At 56.6% G+C, this 21,081-nt stretch carries 16 protein-coding genes; 5 read left to right on the forward strand and 11 right to left on the reverse strand.

From position 1 onward, the window contains the following. Positions 1–182 (forward strand): hypothetical protein (locus ABEV74_RS20315; RefSeq protein WP_430149027.1); only part of this gene is annotated, 182 nt, incomplete at its 5' end. Between the two features lie 27 nt (positions 183–209). After that, positions 210–437 carry a helix-turn-helix domain-containing protein gene (locus ABEV74_RS20320; RefSeq protein ID WP_430149029.1) on the forward strand — a complete coding sequence of 76 codons (228 nt, stop codon included), beginning with the start codon at positions 210–212 and terminating at the stop codon, positions 435–437. Positions 438–484: 47 nt separating this feature from the next. Here the strand turns inward: ABEV74_RS20320 and ABEV74_RS20325 are convergent, their stop codons facing one another. From ABEV74_RS20325 to ABEV74_RS20375, 11 genes are all read right to left on the reverse strand, one after another. Next, positions 485–2,119, reverse strand: a complete 1,635-nt coding sequence (locus ABEV74_RS20325; protein ID WP_430149032.1) for a glycoside hydrolase family 13 protein — start codon at positions 2,117–2,119, stop codon at positions 485–487. A gap of 84 nt (positions 2,120–2,203) precedes the next feature. Beyond that, positions 2,204–3,997: a metallophosphoesterase family protein gene (locus ABEV74_RS20330; RefSeq protein ID WP_430149034.1), complete on the reverse strand. Its 1,794-nt coding sequence runs from the start codon at positions 3,995–3,997 to the stop codon at positions 2,204–2,206. A 56-nt stretch (positions 3,998–4,053) separates the two neighbouring features. Continuing rightward, positions 4,054–4,890: a carbohydrate ABC transporter permease gene (locus ABEV74_RS20335; protein WP_062490869.1), complete on the reverse strand. Its 837-nt coding sequence runs from the start codon at positions 4,888–4,890 to the stop codon at positions 4,054–4,056. Then, entirely contained in the window at positions 4,890–5,765 is an 876-nt protein-coding gene (locus ABEV74_RS20340) for a carbohydrate ABC transporter permease (RefSeq protein ID WP_062490868.1), read from the reverse strand. Before ABEV74_RS20340 ends, ABEV74_RS20335 begins: the two co-directional genes overlap by 1 nt. Positions 5,766–5,871: 106 nt before the next feature. Next, positions 5,872–7,134 (reverse strand): ABC transporter substrate-binding protein, encoded by a 1,263-nt coding sequence (locus tag ABEV74_RS20345; protein ID WP_062490865.1) that lies wholly within the window; start codon positions 7,132–7,134, stop codon positions 5,872–5,874. Positions 7,135–7,293: 159 nt separating this feature from the next. After that, positions 7,294–8,256 (reverse strand): LacI family DNA-binding transcriptional regulator, encoded by a 963-nt coding sequence (locus ABEV74_RS20350; RefSeq protein ID WP_430149038.1) that lies wholly within the window; start codon positions 8,254–8,256, stop codon positions 7,294–7,296. Between the two features lie 179 nt (positions 8,257–8,435). After that, positions 8,436–10,595, reverse strand: a complete 2,160-nt coding sequence (locus ABEV74_RS20355) for a DNA topoisomerase III (RefSeq protein ID WP_430149041.1) — start codon at positions 10,593–10,595, stop codon at positions 8,436–8,438. A 97-nt stretch (positions 10,596–10,692) separates the two neighbouring features. Beyond that, complete coding sequence (locus ABEV74_RS20360) at positions 10,693–12,771, reverse strand: glycoside hydrolase family 2 TIM barrel-domain containing protein (RefSeq protein WP_430149044.1); 2,079 nt, start codon at positions 12,769–12,771, stop codon at positions 10,693–10,695. A gap of 97 nt (positions 12,772–12,868) precedes the next feature. Then, positions 12,869–14,581 carry an extracellular solute-binding protein gene (locus tag ABEV74_RS20365; protein ID WP_062490859.1) on the reverse strand — a complete coding sequence of 571 codons (1,713 nt, stop codon included), beginning with the start codon at positions 14,579–14,581 and terminating at the stop codon, positions 12,869–12,871. 148 nt (positions 14,582–14,729) lie between these two features. Next, on the reverse strand, positions 14,730–16,388 hold the full coding sequence (locus ABEV74_RS20370) for a response regulator (RefSeq protein ID WP_430149047.1): 1,659 nt from the start codon (positions 16,386–16,388) through the stop codon (positions 14,730–14,732). Further along, positions 16,385–18,151, reverse strand: coding sequence for a sensor histidine kinase (locus ABEV74_RS20375; RefSeq protein ID WP_430149050.1), 1,767 nt, complete (start codon positions 18,149–18,151; stop codon positions 16,385–16,387). Before ABEV74_RS20375 ends, ABEV74_RS20370 begins: the two co-directional genes overlap by 4 nt. A gap of 232 nt (positions 18,152–18,383) precedes the next feature. Here ABEV74_RS20375 and ABEV74_RS20380 point away from each other — a divergent pair, with 232 nt between their 5' ends. The 3 genes from ABEV74_RS20380 to ABEV74_RS20390 all read left to right on the forward strand — a co-directional run bounded on the left by ABEV74_RS20380 (position 18,384) and on the right by ABEV74_RS20390 (position 21,016). Beyond that, entirely contained in the window at positions 18,384–19,250 is an 867-nt protein-coding gene (locus ABEV74_RS20380) for an ABC transporter permease (protein WP_082655516.1), read from the forward strand. Between the two features lie 43 nt (positions 19,251–19,293). Further along, the gene (locus tag ABEV74_RS20385) at positions 19,294–20,163 is read left to right on the forward strand and encodes a carbohydrate ABC transporter permease (protein WP_062490853.1); all 870 of its coding nucleotides are present in this window, start codon (positions 19,294–19,296) and stop codon (positions 20,161–20,163) included. A gap of 121 nt (positions 20,164–20,284) precedes the next feature. Then, entirely contained in the window at positions 20,285–21,016 is a 732-nt protein-coding gene (locus tag ABEV74_RS20390; protein ID WP_062490851.1) for a metal-dependent hydrolase, read from the forward strand. Positions 21,017–21,081 lie beyond the last annotated feature (65 nt).

The following is a 21,081-nucleotide window of genomic DNA, read 5'->3' on the forward strand; positions in this document are numbered from 1 at the left end:
TTACGTTCATCATAGCTAGAGCAACCGCCGGTACGTCCGATGGAACAAAACCTGCAAATGCTTTTCGCCGAAGCGCACTGCCGGTTGGCGGGGAGCGTCAACGTTCGGCGCACGCCAGGAAGGGGACAGGCAAGCATCTGGCAGACGAACAACGATTAATTGAAGTCGAAGAACGCCAATAACAAAGAGCTGAGCGAAAAGCTGAAACGGTGCGGCGTAACCATTACGACCTACAACAAAATCTTGTCGATTCAAAAAAGTCGGGCAGCCATTCCATCAACGCTTCGACGCTGGCCGAATGGCTGAAGATGACCCCCCGCTATGCCCGCCGCATTCTGAACAGCCTGACGGAACAAGGGCTGGCCGAAATGATCGGCGAAGAAGCCCCCGCTTCCAAAGGCAGGCCGCGGAAAATATACCGGGTGCTCACGGAATAGCAAGCAAGCGGCCCCGGACAAAACGTGTTGTCCGGGGCCGCAGCCGGTCATATTCGGTACACTCGCGCCTCGTGCGGTCTGAGCTTGCAGGAAGCGATGGAATCGCCCTCCCCGACATCCGGGTAATTGGCGATCAGCAGCTGTTTCTGCCGATCGTCGAAGCCGTCGGGCAGGGTGAACGCCGTCTCATGGTCGGCATGATTCAGCATGACGAGCAGCCGGTCGCCGTCGAGACACCGGGTATAGACGTACAGATGCGGATCTCCCGGCGACAGATCCTCGTAATCTCCATAGACGATGACCGGATTCGCCTTTCGCAGGGCGATTAATTTTTGATAGTACCGGTAAATGGAATGCTCATGGGCAAGATCGCGCTTGACATTGATTTCCTTGTAGTTCGGGTTGACTTTGATCCACGGCGTGCCGGTCGTAAAGCCCGCATGCTCGGTATCGTCCCACTGCATCGGCGTACGCGAATTGTCGCGGCTCAAGGCGAGCAGGCTTTCGAACACTTCTTTCGGGTCCCTGCCTTTTTCGACTTCCTCCCGGTACCGGTTTTTCATCGCGATATCGTTGTAATCCTCGATCGAAGCGAAGCGAACGCCGGTCATCCCGATTTCTTCCCCTTGATAGACGTAAGGATTGCCGGGCAGCGTATGCAGCATGGTCGCCAGAAGCTTCGCCGATTCCACCCGGTATTTCCCGTCGTTGCCGTAACGCGTCACTTGCCGGGTATGATCGTGGTTGTTCAGAAATTGGGAATTCCATCCTTTCCCTTTCAATTTCTGATACCAGTTCTTTTGAATTTCTTTGAACCGCAGCATATCCCAGCCGGGCATTTCATCGGCCACTTCGAAATGAAACAGCGCATTCAGCTCGTGACGGTCCTCTCCGACATAAAGCAGTCCTTCTTCCGGCGACACATAGGCGACTTCGCCAACCGTCATAATATCGTAATGACGCAGCACCTTTTCGTTCATTTCTTTCAAAAAGTCGTGCAGGCCGGGATTGTTCGTCAAATACCGGATATCATGCGGATTGTCCGCGTCGTCGAACCGCTCCGGCTTGGCCAGCAAAGCGATGGCGTCGAGTCTGAAACCGTCGATCCCTTTGTCCAGCCAATACCGCATCATCTCGTAGACAGCCTCGCGAACTTCCGGATTGGCCCAGTTCAGATCGGGCTGATCCACGGCGAACGAGTGAAAATAGTACTGTCCGGTTTTCTCGTCCCACTCCCAGACGGACGGCGAGAAGTAAGAGCGCCAATTGTTCGGCTCCTTCCCGTCCTTCGGGTCCTTCCAGATATACCAGTCGCGCTTGGGGTTGCTGCGGGAAGAGCGGGATTCCAGAAACCACGGATGCCGGTTCGACGTATGGTTGACGACCAGATCCATAATCAGCTTCATCCCGCGCCGATGAACTTCGTGAAGCAGCTTCTCCCATGTTTCCATCGTACCGGCTTTCGGCATCAGCTTGTAATAATCGGATATATCGTAGCCGTTGTCTTTATCCGGCGATTCGTAGACGGGATTCAGCCAAATGACGTCGGCCCCGAGGTTCTGAATATAGTCGAGCTTCTCGATTACGCCCTGCAGATCGCCGTAACCGTCTCCGTCCGTATCGTAAAAACTGCGCCAATATACTTGATAAACAACCGCTTCTTTCCACCAAACTTTTTTCAAATCGGACACTCCTCTTCGCTGCTAACCCTGCGATGCATGAGTCTCGCTTGTTTCAAACGGCGATCATTTCACCGGTGCGGCGCCCTAATAACGGAGAGCGGCTTCCCACATTTCGAGCCTCGGCCGCACGCCCGGATCGTTCGATTGCACCGAGATGTAAAACGACGAACAAACATTGTCCGCCTTCGCGTGATACGCTCTGGCTGTCGAAGCCGCATAGCCGTTCGGCGTTTCGAGCTTGCTCACGATTTGCAGATTTACGATGGCAAAGAACGCTTGCCCGCCGGCGATAACCAAAACATGATGATTGCCCAAACAGATCGCCTGAACGTGCGCGCCTTCGCCGACCGGGACCGGCAGCGATACCTCATACTGATTTCGTTCGTCCATTGATTTCAGCCGGAGAACGCCATTATCGGCAACAATCGCTGCATGGTACCCTCTCCACGAATCCCACGCTTGTACGTTTTCCATATAAGGCTGAAAAGACTGCCGCTCCTCATCGTACCGGTATACGGTGCCCGAGTCGGCGACAGACCATAAGGTACGCCCATCCGCAATCAACGCCCGGCTTCGTTCGGGGAGCGGGGAGATTCGAACGGCGGACGGCGAGCCGCTCGCCGCGGCGTCATCGATTTTCCACAAATCCGGACCCGCCGCCACCCACACGCCGCCTTCCGGTCTTACGGCCATACCGTCCGCTTCATTTTCGAACTGCCACTTCACCGATGGCCAATCCCCGTTCGCATCCCGGACAAACCGCCAGGGACTGTGCCGGTCGCTGCGGCCGACCGAATTTCCCCAAGCGAGCCAGATATGCTCTTCCGAAGCGGCTACAGCAGACAAAACCGGACCGATGTGGCATGTGCCGAAAACGGCTTCCATCCCCGGTTCGGCCTCCCACGTAAAACCGTCCTCCGTCGATACCAGGCACCGGTCGGGGGACAGCGGAACGATGCCGCCCGGGATGGCCGGGGCTTCGCCGACCGGGAAGGAGTGAACGCGGGACAGCAAGACGTCCGGTTTTTTGATTAACGATCGGATCGGACCCTCGTGCCTCCAGCCTCCTTCGTCGGTCACCGAACGCTTGATATGATCGAGCGTGCGTACCGTGACGGCGTTATCCCCGATGTCCACGATGCGGGATTGCCGCAGCCCGTCGCGGGTGAAAGAAGCGCCGTGCACGCCGGTTATAAAAAAGTGGGTTCCAAACCGGTACGTATGGGAATCAGGATGCATGTGACTCAAATGATAATGGGCCGAAAACCACATGACGATTTCCGGACAATTTTTGAATAAATAATACCACCGGTAAGGATCATGGTTTTCGTCCAGGTAAGCGTTCGTCGACCGTACGTGGACGCGCGGCACCGTGCGCAGCCCGGAACCGACCGGGGGAGCGTGAGTAAAAAATATAACTGGGACATTCGGACGTTCCTTGAGCTTTCCGGTCAGCCAGGCAAATTGCTCGTCGGAGGCGAACACCTCCTGTACGTCATAGCAGGAATCCGGACTTTGCGGTTCCGTCGAAGCGAAAAAGAATCGATAGTTTTCGAATTCCAGCACACCGTACGGCTTGTCCAACTGAAACATTTGCAAAAAGCGTTCCTGCATCGTGCCTTTCGGCTGCTTCCCGTTGCCGGACTCCCGTTCCAAATCGTGGTTTCCCAAAATCGGTCTCAACGGCACGCCCGGCATTCGCAAAAATCGTTCCGCTTCTTCCAGTCCGGCAACGCGGCCGATGTTCTCCTGGCTGCCGAAGTCGCCGAGCGGGATAATCAAATCCGGCTTGCAGTTCGCAATATCTTCCATCGCCGACCGCGTCAGTTCGTAATCTTCGGGTTTTAAATGAAAATCACCGAGAATGACAATTCTCAATCTTCAGCTGCTCCCTTCGTCGCAATCGCGCAAGTCCCGCTTGTTTCAAACGGCGATTATTTCACCGCTCCGGCGGCAATGCCCTTGATGATATATTTCTGCGCGAAGAAGTAGAATACGACTACCGGAATAATCGTCAGCGTCAATCCGGCCATCGCCAGATTCCAGACGATGGTGAACTCTCCGAAGAAGTAGAAGGTGGACAGCGGAATCGTCCTGAGCCCTTTATCGGAAAGCGTCAGGGACGGCAGCAAATAGTCGTTCCAGATCGAGATGACATCCAGAATCGCAATGGTAATCGTAATGGTCTTCAGCATCGGAAACACGATTCGCCAGAATACGCCGAATTTGCCGCAGCCATCCAGCGTCGCGGCCTCCTCGAGCGCAACCGGGACGGACTTGATAAAGCCGTGATACAGAAATACCGCCATGCTGGCGTGGAAGCCGACATTCATATAGATCAAGCCCCCGTGCGTATTCAGCATCGGGATATGCAGATTCCGGCTGATCCAGTCCATCACTTGCATCAGCGGCATCATCAGCGTCTGAAAAGGAATCAGCATCGTCGAAACGAAGGTCAGAAAGATGATTTTACTTAATTTGTTTTCCGTTCTGACCAGCATCCATGCCGTCATGGAAGCCAGAATGACGACAATCGCGACCGAAATGACGGTTACAAACAGCGAGTTGCCGAATGCGGTCAGAAAATTCATTTTCTCCATGGCCTGCTTATAATACTGAAAGCTTAACGTGGACGGCAGGGCCAATGCGTTCTCGTACAGCTCCGCCCGGTTTTTGAACGAGTTGACGATCATGATGTAGATCGGCGACAGGAATGCAAGCGCAAGGGCGACAAGCAATAGTTCGAAAATCCATTTGCTTGTTTTTCTCATCACATTTGCACCTCTCGCCTTTTCGTAATGATGACTTGCGTCAAGGTTACGGCGGCGACGATCAGGAAGAAGACGATCGCTTTCGCCTGTCCGAGCCCGTAATGGCTGTAGCTGAATATTTCATTGTAAATGTTCATGGCGAACAATTCCGTGGCGTTGTTCGGTCCGCCCTTCGTCAACGACAAATTGACGTCGAAAATTTTGAATGCTCCGGACAACGTCAGGAACAGGCAGATCGTAATGGCAGGCATGAGCAGCGGGAATACGATTCGGGTCAGCCTTTGCCACAAATTGGCCCCGTCCACTTTCGCCGCCTCCATCAAATCGTCGGGAATGCCTTGAATGCCTGCAATATAGATAATCATCGTATATCCGGCCATCTGCCATGTAAAGACGACGACCAGGGAATACAAGGCGAATTGCGGGTCGAGCAGCCAATTGAAGAACAGACTTCCGAAACCGGTTTTCTCGCCGATCATGGACAAAATATCCGTAAAAATGAACTGCCAGATGTAACCGAGAATCAAACCGCCGATCAGGTTCGGCATGAACAGCATCGTCCGCGCCGCATTGCTTGCCTTCAGCCCCGTCGTCACAAGGAGCGCAAAGATGAGCCCCAGCACATTGACGGACAGAAGCGCCATAACGGTAAAAAGAACCGTTTTCCATGCGGAAGCGAGAAAGCGCTCGTCCTGGAAGATCTGGACGTAGTTGTCAAAGCCGACGAACACTTTGGGATTGGCGGGAATGCCGTCCCAGTCCACGAACGAATAGACAATGCCGATGACGAACGGCACGATGACCACGGTTGTAAAAATAAAAAGGAGCGGCACCGTGAATATGGCGAACCATAATTTATCCTTTCTTTTATTCATCCGTCTCACTCATTTCAGTAAAGATAGTTTCCGGCTTTCAAAAGGAAAACAAAAGCCTAACGCTGACGATCGAGGTTAGGCCTTTGTTTTTTTGAATTGTATTGCTTTATTTTGCCGCCTTTGCCCACACTTCATCAAGCTTCTGCAGGAACTGCTCCCCGGTCATGTTTTTGCTCAGGAAGTATTCCTGTGCGAGCGGAGCCAGGTCGTTCACAATAAAGCCCTGCGGGAAATCACGGAATGCCCACGGAATCGTGTTGCCGCTCTTCGTCGCTTCATGCACGGCCTGGGACAGAGGATCCAGTTCGTTCGCTTCGATATTGGTCATAGCCGGAATGAATTTGAATTCGTTCACGATGGCATTTTTGCCCGTCTCGCTTGTGAAGAGCCAGTTCAGGAAAGCGCTGGCCGCTTTGATTTCTTCCGGATCGGCTTTTCCGTTAATGACCCAGCTGCTTGCCTGGCCGACAGCAAGCTTGTCATTGCCGGCGAGCGGGAAAGGCATCATGCCGATTTCAAAACCCAGGTCCCCGTAATCGGCCAGCATGGTGTAGCTCCAGTTGCCTTGATGCACCATCGCCGTTTTGCCGGTCGCGAAGTCGCCCATCTGGGTATCGTATTTGACTTCGAGCGGATTTTTCGTATTGGCTTTGATGGCATCCAGAAATTTCGCAAACTCCTGGAATTCCTTCGTATCCGCCATCTTCACTTCGCCTTTGTTCAATTGCTCGATGAACGCCTGCGGATCGGGCTGCAGCGCAAAAGGCGTATTGAGCAAATGTCCGATCAGGAAGTACGCTTCCTGCGAGAGGCTCAGACCGTTAACGCCTTCCGCCTTCAGCTTCTCCAGCGTCTTCGTAAACGAATCCAGGTCCTTCACATTGGCGGGATCGACCAGGCTCTTGTTGTAAACCAAGCCGAAGCCTTCCACGCCGTACGGCACGCCGACCACTTTCCCGTCGATTTCCAGAGCCATGTTCGGTGCGATATATTGCACATACGGCTCATTGCTCATGTCGTAGTAATAGGACTTGAATTTCTCCGCTTCCGATCCGGGAGCCACGCTGAAAATCGTCGGCCCTTGATTGGCGGTAAGCTTCGCCTGCAGCTGCGTCGCATAAGCGTCGCCCGCCGCGCCCCACACTTCAACCTCGTTGCCCGTTTCTTCCTTATACTTTTTCGTTAGCGCTTCCAACGGTTCGGCAATTTCCACCTTCGATTGGAAAATCGAAATTTTCTTCAACTTTTCCGTTCCGTCCGCCGAGGTGCCCGACTCGGAATCGTTGCCCGTCGAACTGCCGCAACCTACCGCAGCCGCCAACAGCGCCGTAGCGGCCAGTATGCCGAAGTACTTTTTGACCTTCTTCAACGTAATGCCCCCTTAACGATGTTGTGATTCCAGTTGCTCGAGTGAGTAAAACGCTTACTGGCCTTTATTATAAAATCGATTTTATAAATCGTCAATAAATTTTACTTATTCGTATTAGTAAAAAACAACGAATTTTACTTCATGAATATAAAATCTGATTTATGCCGTTCCTCTCCATTTGACGGACGCACTCAGTTTAAACGGTTCTTTCCCTCCTGTGCCGTTGATCATCGCCAGCAATTCTTTGGCCGCGATATAGCCGCTTTCGTATCGGGGGATGGAAATCGTCGTCAAACCTGCCACGGCCGCCATGTCGGAATCGTCAAATCCCGTAACGGCAACGTCTTCCGGAACTTTGATGTTGTATTCTTCGAAAGCTTTGATCGCGCCGATGGCCATATTGTCGTTCGCGCAAACGACAACCTCGGGCACATCGTTGCTCAAAATCATAATTTTGGCCGCCTGGTACCCGCTGTTTTCGCGATAATTTCCATGGAAGTAGAGCTTTTGGTCGAACGGAATGCCGTTTTTGGCCAGCGTATCGATCAGCCCGGCGAAACGTTCTTTATTGTCCAGCGTAAAAGCGAGGCCGCCGATATAGCCGAACCGTCTGAACCCTTTGTCGACCAGTCCCTGCACCATTTCACACATAACGGGATAGTTGTCAACGATAACGCTTTTAGTATAGGCATGTTCGTTTTCAATAATACGGTCCATCACGACGATCGGAAAATTGGCCTTGGCGGCGGATACGAGCAGCTCGTCCGGCATACTTCCGTCCAGGCTGATCACCCCGCTGGCAAAATTGCTCCGCATAAAATTGGCGCTCGATTTATTCGTGCAAATGATCAAATCGTAACCGTTCTCGGTCAGGCAATCGCTGATGCCTTCTATAATCTTCAAATAAAAGTCCCGGTCGAAATCGCTGAATATAAAGATAACCGTTTTATTTTTTTCCGATTTCGCCGCTTTTCCCGACGTTTCCATGTAGCCGTATTCCGAACATATTTGCAGCACCCGTTCCCGTGTCGCCTGTCCGACGTTTTTGCGTCCGTTCAGCACATTGGATACTGTCGATACCGAAACACCCGCAAGCTTAGCGATCTCTTTCAATCCAATCATGTTTTACGGCCTCCATCGAAAAGTTGTATGATATAAATATAACAGGTAATATTCTTTTGTAAAATTTACTTAGTAAAAAAATATAGATTTTACTTTTTTCCAACGCAAAAAAAACTGCCGGGAATGAATCCTGGCAGTTTCGTTTTTTTATGATTTGTGAGGCGCCGCCGCGGGCAGCCTTACTCGCCCTTCTGCTGCAGCGCTGCCCGCAGCGCATCGCCGAGGCTGTTCGACAACGGCGCGTTGTCGCTGTACTTCTCGATCAGCTTGCGCTGCTCATGCTTGCTTACGCGGCCGCCCTGCTTGTCGCCGACCATCTCGATGACGTTGCACGGACGGCAATGAAAAAATTTCCCTGCCTTGCCGTTGCGGATTTCCATCTTCTTGTGGCACTGCGGGCATCTCCGGTTCGTCAGCGCCGGCTCCGCCGACCGCCGGTAGTCGCATTCCCGGTCCGAGCAGACGAGCGACTTGCCGCGCTTGCCCTTCACTTCCATCAAAGGCTTGCCGCAGGACGGACAGCGGGAGGTCGTCAGGTTGTGCGGCTTGTATTCCTTCGTCTCCCGCTTGACCTCCTCGACCCACAGCCGGGCCCGCTCCCGAATGCCGGCCATGAACGATTGCGGGTCGCCTTTGCCCTTGGCGATCCGCTCCAGCTCCCGCTCCCATTCCGCCGTCATGTCCGGGCTGCGCAGCTCATCCACGACAAGCTCGAACAGCTGGCGGCCCTTGCCTGTCGGGACGAGCCGGTTCTGCGTCCGCTCGATCGTATCGGTCTGCAGCAGCTTCTCGATAATATCGGCCCGGGTGGCCGGTGTGCCGAGGCCGTGCTTCTCCATCTTCGCCAGCAGCGCCGCTTCGGTGTAACGGCCCGGCGGCTGCGTCCGCTGCTCGCGCGTGCGGCATTGCTTCACCGGGACCGTCTGGCCGACGGCCAGCTCCGGCAGCCGCTGCGCCGGCTGCGCGTCGCTCCGGTCCGCCCCGTCCTCTTCGTCGTCCCAATCGTCATCGCCCTGGGAACCGGCCCCGCCGGATGCGTAAACCTCTTTCCAGCCGGCGTCCTTCTCGATCCGTCCTTTGGCGAAATAATGATCATCGCCGACGGAGAGGACGACCGATGTCTCGTCGTACCGGTACGGCGGATAGAACAGCGCGATAAACCGGCGGACGATCAGATCGTACAATCGTCGCTCATCGTTCGTAAGCGCGGACAGATTGACATACTGATCCGTCGGAATGATCGCGTGATGGTCGCTCACCTTGCTGTCGTCGACGAACCGCTTCGATACCGGCAGCGTTCCCCGCAGAACTTTGCGGGCCAGCGCCGCGTAAGGCCCGACAGCGACGCTCTCCAGCCTGCCCTTCAGCGTCGGCACGATATCGCTGGAGATGTAGCGGGAATCGGTACGCGGATACGTCACCAGCTTGTGCTGCTCGTAAAGCCGCTGCAGCACATTTGACGTCTGCTTCGCCGAGAAGCCGAGCCGCTTGTTCGCATCCCGCTGCAGCTCGGTTAAATCGTATGCCTGCGGATGCGGCTCGCTCTTCTCCGTCGTGCGCAGCTTCGTCACCTTGGCGGCGCGCCCGCGCGCCCGTTCCGCGATCGCCTCCGCCTGCGCCTCGTCCCACAGCCGCCCGTCGTGGCCGTCCTTCTCGCGCCATACCGCCTGGAACGAGCCGAAATCGGCCGCGATCGTCCAGTAAGGCTTGGACTGGAAATCGCGAATTTCCCGCTCCCGTTCGATCAGGATGGACAGCGTCGGCGTCTGCACGCGGCCGGCGGCGAGCTGCGCGTTATATTTCGTCGTCAGCGCGCGCGTCACGTTCAGACCGATGAGCCAATCCGCTTCCGCGCGGCATACGGCCGACCGATACAGCGCATCGTATTGATGTCCCGGCTTCAAATTCCGGAAGCCGTCCCGGATCGCCTGGTCCGTCTGCGACGAAATCCACAGCCGCTTGAATGGCTTGCGCCAGCGGACAAGCTCCATAATCCAGCGCGCCACCAGCTCGCCTTCGCGCCCGGCGTCGGTCGCGATGATAAGCTCGCCAAGGTCGGCACGCTTGCACAGTTGGGCGACGGCGCGAAACTGGCCGGCCGTCTCCTTCAGCACCTTCAGATTCATCCGTTCCGGAATAATCGGCAAATCTTCCAACTTCCATGTCCGGTATTTCGGGTCGTAATCCTCCGGCTCGGCCAGCGTGACAAGATGTCCGAGCGCCCATGTCACGACATAATCCGGTCCTTCCATGTAGCTTTTATGCTTTTGCCCGCAGCCGAGCACCCGGGCGATTTCTTTCGCGACGCTCGGCTTTTCGGCCAATACGAGTGATTTCATGACAACGCTCCATTCCCCTGACATGATGATCGGGCCGCCAAGTGCGGCCTCATCTTTCGTTCATTATCCGTCAAGGGCGCCGCCGTTGTCAAAGAACCTACCGGGCCGGCTTGCCCGATATTCGGGCATAATCTTCCCGGATCAAATCCCGCACCGGCTTGGCGGTCGTCCGGTCCATATGGTAGATTCCCATCGTCTGGCTCCACTGTCCGTGATTGACATACCAGTTGTAAGCCGTCCAAAAGTCGATTCCCGCCAAAACCCCTTCCGGGTTCGGCCGCCCGTCCATCGTCACCGTCGCATGCTCCATCAGCGCCCGCAGCGTTTCGTTATAAATCTCCGCCTGACGGTCCGCCTCAAGGTCCGTCTCTCCCGTCCAGTAACCGAACTCCGTGTTGAGCAGCGGCTTGTCGGGCCAACGGCGCGCCGCTTCCGCCACAAAATCGCGAGTCCCTTCGTACGGCGTGCTCCCGTGGAAAATACCGAAATACATCGTCCAGGCCGCGACGTCAAGCGGTTCCATCGATTCGTCCCAAGGCCCGGGCTGATCGGCCGCAGCGCTCTGCGTCACGAGCCGGCCGTCGTCATAGAAAGTGCGGATATCCCGGACAAGCCGCTCGTTGTAAGCCTTGCGCAGCATGACGTCCTTGCTTTCGTTCTGCGTGCTCCACATGATGACCGAAGGACGGTTATATTGCGAGAAAACCATTTCCCGCCACATTTGATCGGCGAGCCGCCGCGTCTGCTGCGCTTCGTAATGAATCGTCTCGAACTGCCAGAGCGGGATTTCACTCATCGCGGCAAGGCCGAGACGATCCGTCGCCAGGTAGGTGTAAACGTGGTTCGGATAGTGCCCGGTCCGTACCATATTGGCATTCAGCCCGCGAATTTGTTCCAGATCGCGGACGATCCGTTCCCAGGAAGCCGTCCGGCCGTATACCGGCCACTCCTCGTGGCGGGCGATGCCCCTCAGAAAGACTGGTTCCCCGTTAAGCAAAATATTTCGTTTGTCCGTACGGATCGTCCGGATGCCGAACTGGGTCGCCAGCCGATCCGTTGCCGTTCCGTTCTGGTGAACCGAAAATTCCGCTACGTACAGATGCGGCGTCTCCATCGTCCACCGTTTCGGCTCTTTGACACGAACGTTCCATGTCACAAGCCGCGCTTCCAGCGGAGCAAGCTCGATGTCCCGGTCGTCCATCCCTTCCGTCTCGGCCGGCGCGCCGATAATATCTGCGGGATACGGCGATGCGAGCAGCTTCTCGCTGTCGGTGACCGCCTCATAGACAGCTCCCGCCAGCGTCACGGATGCCTTGCGGTTGCCACGGTTCTCCACGACAGCCCGGATGAGCAGCCGTCCGTCCTCTTCCTGCGGCACAATGTCCGCCCGCACCATATGCACATACGGCACCGCTTCCAAATATATCTCTTGGATGATGCCGGTGTAATTGAAAAAGTCGGTTCCTGCCACCGCCGGAATCGTATCGATCCGCGAACCCCACGGCGGATTGTCGACGCGGACCACGATCGTATTGGCGCCGCTGCGGACAAAGGGCGTCACATCCAGCGCGAACGGCGTAAATCCGCCCTCATGCATCCCGGCCCATTGACCGTTGATCCAGATGTCTGCGATATAGCTGACGCCCAAACTTTTGAGCGTGACAGCCTGGCCGCTCCATGAATCGTCCAGCTCGAACGTGCGGCGGTACCAGACGCCGTCCTCATAGGTTTCCGCTCCGGCCGCGCTCTCCTCGCCGGTCATGATGTTCTCGGGAAGCGGCAGCTCGATGTCCTCCCAGCCGGAATCGTCAAACTTCTCGGCGGTCCGGCCTTCCGCCGCCTCCTCTACGGCGCGCACCCATTCCCTGCTCCGCGGAGCCATCGTCTGATCATGGTCGGCTGCAAACCGCTCTTTCTTCCACGTTCCGGACAACGTCAACACGTTGCGCCGCTGAGGCTCGAACGTCGGCACCGGAATGCCGTTCTGATAGGCGATGACGCCGCCTTCCTTCTCTTCGAATTGAAGCGTCGTTTGCAGCAACCCTTTTTCCGCTTTTTCAGGCAATCTATTTCTCATCGGCACATTCTCCTTTCCCTTCATCAACACCGATCCGAACGCCCCGACAAGCAAAACGATCCCCGCTCCTGCCAGGACGGCATAAAAACGTTTCCCCATCTTCAGAGCGCCTCCCGCCTCACTTGCGCTGCCCGCGCATAAAGAAAGCGGCGCGCTTCACGCCGCTTTCGGCCGCCAGATTGCAGTGGGGCGAAAATCATTGCCCCGAAACCTCCTGATACCATTCATTGACTTCTTCGGTCACCTGATCGCCGCCGTTTGCTTTCCACTTCGCGACGAAATTGTCGAATTCGTCTACCGGCAGTTTGCCATAGATGATTTTATTGAACGTTTCGAATTCGGACTGCCGCAGCAAATTCCATTTGCTCTGCATCGTTTTGGTCGGAGCGCCGTTGAAATAGTTTTTGCGCCGGATATCCTTCTGGTCCATGACAACCTTCGCGGCATACCAGTTTTCCGGTTTGCGCTGTTCGGCAAGCTGCCGTTCGTACGGCGTTTCCGGCTTGCCGCCTTCCGCCAGCTTCACCAGCGTCTTCATATAGAGGTCCGGAATCCGGGCCGGATTGTTGTTAAAACCGGTAATAAACATGAATTCGTTGTTGTAGTCCGGAATTTTGGACGCGTCGCTGGTCGGTTTGCCGTCGATAATATCCCAATCGTATCCTTTGGCAAAACCGTACTCGTATTCGCTGCCTTCCTTCGGATTGGCGTAATGCTCAAGCAAATGGTTGTAGTACACGAAAATCGCTTCCGGATGCTTGGCGTGACGGCTGATCAGAATGCTGCCGTTCGTACCGGTGCTGCTGCGCCACTTCGTCCCGATATGACCGTCGGGGCCGCTCGGGATCGGGTACGCCTTATATTTGGAGCCCTTGACGTTCTTGGTCAAATCCGGCGCCGGCCAGTCCGGCACCCACTGCGCGCCCGGCAATATGCCGGCCTTGCCCGCCGTCCACAGCTCCGACGACTTGCCTTCGTCCCACAGCGCCGCGTCCGGATGAATATAGCCTTTGGCCATCCACTCCCGCAGTTTTTCCAGCGCCTGCTTCGCTCCCGGATGAATGGAGCCGTAGACGAGCCGGCCGTTCTCATCCATATTCCACTGCTCGGGGATCGTGCCGTAAGCGCCGAACACCCATTCCAGCGACCCCATCCAGCCGTTCAGCGTGCTGCGCATGGCGGCCGTTAGCGGAAACACTTCCTCAGGCTTCAATCCGTCGGGATTCTCATACTTGAATTTCTCCATAATGACTTCCAGATCGGCAATCGTTTTCGGCGCCGACAACCCGAGCTTCTCCATCCAGTCTTCGCGGAACCATAAGACGGTGTTGTCGTTGTCCAGATACTCGAGTACCGGCAACGCATATTTCTTGCCCTCGTACATAAACGGATACCACATTTCCGGATGCTTCTCGGAATGCTCTTTCAGAATCGGGCTGGCATATTTATCGAACAATTCGTCAATCGCCATAAACTCGCCCGATTCGATCAACTGCCCGATCACGACCGGATCGTCGTAGTACGGCACAAAATCCGGAATCTCCTCGCCCGACGAAAGCGCAAGCTGCAGCTTCTGCTTGTACTGGTCGACATTGGCCGGCTCCCAAATATTTTTGATTTTGATGCCGAGCTTCTCTTCCGCCCAGCGGCTGTGCACATTGTTGTCTTTCGTGTCGCCCTTCGTATATTTCCGTTGGCGGCCGACGCTCGTAATTTCGATCGGCGTGCTGTATTTGCCGTTCTTGACCGCCTCGTCGGCGATCGCCGCCGCTTCGGCGTTTTGTCCGCCGCCTTCTCCCTGTCCCGATCCTTCCGCCTCTCCGCCTCCGGAGGAGCAGCCCGCTAGCAGGCTGAAGCTGAGGACGGCGGCCAGCGCCAGTCTCCATCCTTTGCGAAATTTGCGTTGCATCTTGTTCCCCCCTGCCTTATGATAGCCCCATCTTAACAGGCCCTTTGAAGACGGTTCCATAAGACAATGTTAGGCCGATAAGAATTTATTGTTCATGCAGTCCGGATCAAGAGGCGCTCTGCCTTCCGCAACGATCGCGCATATCCGGTTATTTGCCGGCATTCACCCGATCCCGGTACTCTTGCGGTGTCACGCCGTAAAACTTGCGGAACACCTTGATGAAATAGGCCGGATCCAGATAGCCGATTTCCTCGCATATTTCATATACCTTCAATTGTGAGCCGCTCAGCAGCGCACAAGCCTTCTCCATCCTCACCTGCATCAAATAGTCGCTCAGCCCCTGTCCGGTTTCCTGCTTGTATATTTTGGACAAGTGGGTCGGATGCATATGAACGTAATCGGCAATCGCGCGCAGCGATGCGTCCGTCTTCAAATGCCGTTCGATATATTCATGAACCCGGCGTATCGTCTCGCGGCGGTTGTGGACCGCCTCCTCCCGCATATGGCGGCGCATCGCCTGCAGCATGGAGGACGCCCAGCGGCGCAGTGCCGCAATCGAACGCATCGGTTCCCCGGCGATAAAACCGCTTGTCAGTTCCGGCGCCGCGTCGCGCAGAAAGATGCCGCTGCGGTGCGCAAGCTGCAGAAAGGCGCCGCCGATCTCCATCGCCGCCGCCAGCAGATGCTCGTGGGATTCGGACCAGTCAGTCTCAAGCTCCGTCAGCATCCGCTCCACGAGCGCTTCCGCCTCCTGCCAGCGCTGCACTTCCATCAGTTGCAGCAGCGATGGCGGGCAGTGCAGCGTCCGCAGCGATTTGGCGGAAAGCGGCGGCGCCGCATCTTTTTGCGCCAGCAGAAGCTCCTGCCGGCCTCCGACCTGCTGGCGAAAGCTGATCAGCGCTTTCTCGCAGGCCGCATGGACCTCGTCGGGAAACCGGTGCGGATCCGTCATCAGGAGCGAAACGCTCGCTTTCGCGAAACGCTTAATATTTTGCTGCAGGCCGAGAAGCAGCCGCTCAAGCGCTTGCGCGTCACCGATGTCCGGCGCAGGCGGCCGGCCGTTCCCGCAGCGAAGCAGCATGGCCATATAATCCCGGCCAAGCCAGCAGCTCCACACGTCGAATCCGCCGGAAGACATCCATTCCTCGGCGATGTTCTGAATGGCATACTCCGCCAGCTTCCGTTCGTGCTTCGGCGCTTCCCGCCCTTCGCCGCCGCCGAGACGGTCGTCCGGCCGGACGAGCACCAGCAGGACCTCGTCCCCCGCCCGGAACGGGATGCCGTAACGGACGGCGCAATTCTCCCAATCCGCCGCACGAGCCGTTCCCGTCAGCCATTCGGACAGCAAATGGCTGCGGATCAGCGGCATATTCTCATTCAGCGAATAAGCAAGCCGGCGCTGCAGCCGCTCCTTCTCATCCAGCCGCTCCAGCCGGGACAGCGCCTGGCGGACGACACGGAACAATTCCTCGTCCTTCACCGGTTTGAGCAAATAATCGAACGCTTCGAGCTCGATCGCCGTTCTCGCATATTCGAAATCCGAATAGCCGGACAGCAAGATACAGACGGTATCGGGCCGGCGCTTGCGAATTTCTTCAATCAGCTCCAGCCCGGTCCACTCCGGCATCATGATGTCGGTTATCACCAGATCGACCGGGTACGTTTGGATAAGCTCCAGCGCTTCAAAAGCCGAATAAGCCTTGTGCACGACATCGATGCCCACCTCTCCCCACGGCTTATGGTCGGCCAGATTGTCCGTCCAGTGCGCTTCATCGTCGACAATAAGCAAATGTTTCATTCCTGTCATTCCTGCCGTCTCCTTTCCGCCGTTTCTGCGCTTTTCGCGCTGCCGTTCGTCCATTCGAGCCGGACGACGACGCCGCCTTCGGCGGCCTGCGCTACCGTAAGCTCCGCTTCGTCCCCGAACGCCATCCTCAGCCGCTGCGCCGTATTCCACAGACCGTAGCCGACTTCCGGCTCTTCCTGCAGCTGCAGCGTCTGCTGCAGTCGGAAGAGCCGCTGCTCGTCCAATCCGCGGCCGTTGTCCCGCACCGTAAGCCAAACGCGCTTTCCTTCCGTCCCGCCGGCGATCCGGATCGACGCCGGCCTTGCCGAGCGGGCGACGCCGTGAACGATCGCGTTCTCGACGATCGGCTGCACGATAAGCCGCGGCACGTCCAGCGCCTCCGCTTCCGGCGCCACATCGATATCGTAATCGAGGCGCGGGAAGCGCATCTGCTGAATGTCCAGATAATTGCGGACCAGCTCCAGTTCTTCCCGCAGCGTTACCGTTCCGACATCGGTACGCGTCATGTAGCGGTAATAATCGCTAAGCCGGTGCGCCATGGCCACGACAGCCTTGCTGTTTTGCATTTCGGTCATATTGATGATGAAGCCGAGGCAATTGTACAGAAAATGCGGGTTGATCTGCGCCTGCAGCTGCTTCACATAGGCATCCTTGGCTCGCAACTGTTCCATCAGCACATGCTCGATCAGTTCCCGAATTCGCCGTGTCATGTCGTTGAAACGTTCGAACACGAACGAAAACTGGTAGTCGCTTTCCCATTTCAGCCGTACGCCGTAATCTCCGAACTGAACGCTGCGCAATCCGCCGATCAGCTTCTTGAGCGGCGTCAGCACATTCCGGTGCAAAGCAAAGGACATCAGCAAAGTAAGCGCAAACAATCCGACCAGCACCGTATAGAAAAAGGCGTTCGCCTTGCCGAGCGGCTTCATCGCTTCCTTAAGCGGCGTACAATCCACGATATACCACCCCAGCGTCGCCGAGCGGACGCCGGTCACCGCATATTTGCCTTCGCCGCTATCCAGAGCATAGTGGAACGTCTCCCCGGTCTGCCGGTCGACTTTACGGGCCAGCTGGCTAAGTATGCTGGTCGTCAGCTCCTCGTCCGCGCCTCCGGACGATATCCAGTCGCCCGTCGCCGGGTCGTACAGCAGCGTTTCGCCGCGCCCATGCAGCGCTTCCTGATTCAGAAGCGTCCGAATATTGGATTCGGGAAAAGCGGCCTCGATAATGACCGACGCGTCCTTCGGGTCGCCGGCATGCATGATCGAATCGGAAATGTACTTGTAAAAGGATCGCCCGCCTTTCCGGTCCGGCCTGAGCGTCCAGTGAACCGTTACGTTTTTCCGCAATTCCTCCTCGTCGTACGACGAAAATTCGGCGGCAAGCATGTCGCGATTGAACGTCGAATATACCGCGAACGAGCTTTTCCATTGCGGCGATATATTTTCCTGAAACACGATTTTATCCTGGATAGCCCGCCGGATAACCATCTGATCGTAGCTCATCCGATCGATCGGAATGGAGGCGAACTGCCGGACTGTCGAGTCGTTGAGCAATATCATCGAAAAGCTGACCATCTGCTCGATTTTGAAATCCATGTCGCTCTTCATCAGCTGCAGCTTCTGCAGATTGGACTGCCTGATTTCCCGCTGGATCACTTCCGTCGTCTGACGATGAGAAAGCCAATAAATGATGACAATGAGCATAAAGACGGCGGCCAATCCCGCATTCAGTCTGGCAAACAAATTTCGTCTGAACTTCATCGTTTTCCCCCGTCTTGTCCGAATTGCCTAACGGAATCCTACCGGCCTAAGATCGCCATATAGGCAGGGCGGAGCGCCGTCAGTAACATTGAGTATAGCTGAAACCAGCTTCACGTCAAAAGGGGGAAACGCTTTGAACGCCGCCAATGAAACCTCGCATACCGGACCGTCGCCGCAGCGTCCTCCGGGCAAACGCCGGGGCTCCGCCGCGATTCGCCGGCAGAACGCCTGGATGCTGCATGTCATGGTGCTGCCGGCAGCCGTCTTCACGTTCATCTTCGCCTATATTCCGATGTTCGGGATTATGATGGCGTTCCAAAATTATAAGCCGAGACTCGGCTTTCTGCGTTCGGAATGGGTCGGTCTGGAACATTTCCGCTATATGCTCCAGAACGATTATTTTCTCCGCATTATCTCGAATACGCTGTTTTTCGCCTGCATCAAAATCGCGCTGAACCTGCTGGTGCCGTTCGTATTCGCGCTGCTGCTGAACGAAGTGCGCAAATCGTTCGTCAAGCGCTCGGTGCAGACGCTCGTTTACTTGCCGCATTTCCTGTCATGGGTCATTCTCGCCGGCATTCTGATCGACGTGCTGTCCCAGACCGGGATCGTCAACCGCTTTCTCGGCATGTTCGGCATCGATCCGATTTTCTTCCTCGGAGAAGGCAACTGGTTCCGCTTTACCGTCATCGTAAGCGACGTCTGGAAGGAATTCGGCTTCAGCACGATCGTATTTCTGGCGGCGCTGGCCGGCGTCAACCCTTCGCTCTACGAGGCGGCCGAAGTGGACGGCGCGGGACGGTGGAAGCAGACGGTGCACGTCACCATTCCGGCGCTTATGCCGATTCTGGTCGTCGTCGCCACGCTGGCGCTCGGCGGGGTGCTGAATGCGAATTTCGACCAAATTTTCAACCTGTACAATCCGCTCGTATACGACAAGGCGGACATTATCGACACGTTCGTGTATCGCGAAGGGCTCTTGAGCGGCCAGTTCAGCTTCGCGACCGCGGTCGGCCTGTTCAAGTCGTTCATCAGCCTGGTGCTGATCATCGTTTCGTATACGCTGGCCTACCGGTTCGCCAATTATCGGATTTTCTAGCCGGGTTCGAACCGGACATGAACACGAGGGGAGTCGCTTTCGGATGTATTACAAAACGGTGCCTTACCGGATATTCTCCTTCTTCAACCATCTGTTTCTGATCACCGTCGCGCTGCTCTGCATACTGCCGCTCGTCCATCTGCTGGCCGTATCGTTCAGCGGGCCGGCGCCGGCCAATGCGGGGCTCGTCACATTCTGGCCGATCGACTTTACGCTGGAAGCGTACAACAAGACGTTCGAGAATCCGAATTTCATTCGCTCGATTTTCATCTCGGTGGAACGGACGGTCCTCGGCACGGCGCTCAGCATGGCGCTGACGGCAACCGCGGCGTACGCGCTGTCCAAAGAGCATGCGCTCCCGGGGCGGAATCTGTATATGTGGTACTTTATTTTCACGATGCTGTTCAGCGGCGGTATCATCCCGGCTTATATTCTGATTACGAAACTGGGGCTTATCAATACGATCTGGTCGCTCGTTCTTCCCGGCGCGGTCGGCGTCTACAATATGATTCTGCTGCTCAATTTTTTCCGCAACATTCCGCGGGAGCTGGAGGAGGCGGCGCTGATCGACGGCGCGAATCATTTCCGGACGTTTCTGAACGTCTATTTGCCGATCTCGCTGCCTTCGATCGCCACGATCGCGCTGTTTATTATCGTCGGCCACTGGAACTCCTACTTCGACGGCCTCATCTACATGCGCGAGATCGAGAAGCTGCCGCTCGCGACGCTGCTGCAGACGATCGTCGTGCAGATGGATTTTACCCAGCTCGATCCGGAGACGGTTGCCAAGCTGTCGGAACGAACGGTCAAGTCGGCGCAAATCTTTATCGGCACATTGCCGATTCTGCTTATCTACCCGTTTTTGCAGAAGTATTTCGTGCACGGCATCGTGCTCGGAGCGGTCAAGGAGTAACTTTGGCCTGAGGGACGTGCATTCCCGAACATTTGTTTGCACCCGGCGGCAATATCCCTTAAAATAGAAATATAGGGGATATGCCGCTTTTGCTGCCTACAGAAAGGGAAGAAACGTTTTCATGAGAGGATCCGCACATTTGATCGTCGGCACGGGCGTGTCGCTTGCGCTCGTCGCTCTGCTTCGCACGCCCATTATGCCGGCTGCCGCCGCCGTCGCCGCCGTCAGCAGCCTGCTTCCCGACATCGACGAGCCGAACGCGCTGCTCGTCAACCGCGCGTTGCCGAAGCCGGTCATCCGCGCGCTGCAGCTCGCGCTGCTCCTGACCGCCGCCGCCGTCGCCTGGCTTGCCGCCCCCTACGCCCCGTGGAACTGGGCGGCGGGCGGCGCGCTGGCGCTGACCGCCTTCTCTTCCAGCCGCAAATTGCGCCATCTGCTCATGCTGATCATCGGCGCGGGGCTGCTGGTGGGCGGCTGGTACGGCGGGCTGCCCTGGCTCGCGCTGGCCGGGGGACTGCTCGTCGGCTGCGTCTTCCTGCCGCATCGCGGATTCACGCATACGTTCTATGCCGCCGCGCTGTGGACCGGCATCCTGTACGGCATCGCGCCGGAGCATCCGGCCGTCTGGCAGGCCGGCGGGCTTGCCTATGCGCTCCATCTGCTCGCCGACGCGCTTACCCGGCGCGGCATCCAGCCGCTGCCGCCGCTCCCCTTCAAGCTCCGCATCCCGTTGATGCGGACCGGGAAGACGAGCGGCGCTTTTATCGAGACGCTCTGCATCGGCGCCACATTCATTTTCGCCTATATCGTGTTCGTCGAGCTGGAGGGCTGGCGGCTGTGGTCCGCCCGGTAAGCGCCGGGGCCGGTCGGCGCGCCCGGCGCGCGGGCGGCGGGCCTGGAGCGGTCGCCGGGCACGGC

It is taken from the genome of Paenibacillus cisolokensis (assembly GCF_050481165.1).
Taxonomy (GTDB): Bacteria; Bacillota; Bacilli; order Paenibacillales; family Paenibacillaceae; genus Paenibacillus_AH; species Paenibacillus_AH cisolokensis.

What these genes read in the sequence shown, in the direction of transcription:
- ABEV74_RS20385 (WP_062490853.1), top strand. Translation starts at nt 19,294, where the DNA reads ATGTATTACAAAACGGTGCCTTACCGGATATTCTCCTTCTTCAACCAT.
- ABEV74_RS20355 (WP_430149041.1), bottom strand. Translation starts at nt 10,595, where the DNA reads ATGAAATCACTCGTATTGGCCGAAAAGCCGAGCGTCGCGAAAGAAATC.
- ABEV74_RS20390 (WP_062490851.1), top strand. Translation starts at nt 20,285, where the DNA reads ATGAGAGGATCCGCACATTTGATCGTCGGCACGGGCGTGTCGCTTGCG.
- ABEV74_RS20375 (WP_430149050.1), bottom strand. Translation starts at nt 18,151, where the DNA reads ATGAAGTTCAGACGAAATTTGTTTGCCAGACTGAATGCGGGATTGGCC.
- ABEV74_RS20350 (WP_430149038.1), bottom strand. Translation starts at nt 8,256, where the DNA reads ATGATTGGATTGAAAGAGATCGCTAAGCTTGCGGGTGTTTCGGTATCG.
- ABEV74_RS20335 (WP_062490869.1), bottom strand. Translation starts at nt 4,890, where the DNA reads ATGAGAAAAACAAGCAAATGGATTTTCGAACTATTGCTTGTCGCCCTT.
- ABEV74_RS20365 (WP_062490859.1), bottom strand. Translation starts at nt 14,581, where the DNA reads ATGCAACGCAAATTTCGCAAAGGATGGAGACTGGCGCTGGCCGCCGTC.
- ABEV74_RS20370 (WP_430149047.1), bottom strand. Translation starts at nt 16,388, where the DNA reads ATGACAGGAATGAAACATTTGCTTATTGTCGACGATGAAGCGCACTGG.
- ABEV74_RS20380 (WP_082655516.1), top strand. Translation starts at nt 18,384, where the DNA reads ATGCTGCATGTCATGGTGCTGCCGGCAGCCGTCTTCACGTTCATCTTC.
- ABEV74_RS20360 (WP_430149044.1), bottom strand. Translation starts at nt 12,771, where the DNA reads ATGGGGAAACGTTTTTATGCCGTCCTGGCAGGAGCGGGGATCGTTTTG.
- ABEV74_RS20340 (WP_062490868.1), bottom strand. Translation starts at nt 5,765, where the DNA reads ATGAATAAAAGAAAGGATAAATTATGGTTCGCCATATTCACGGTGCCG.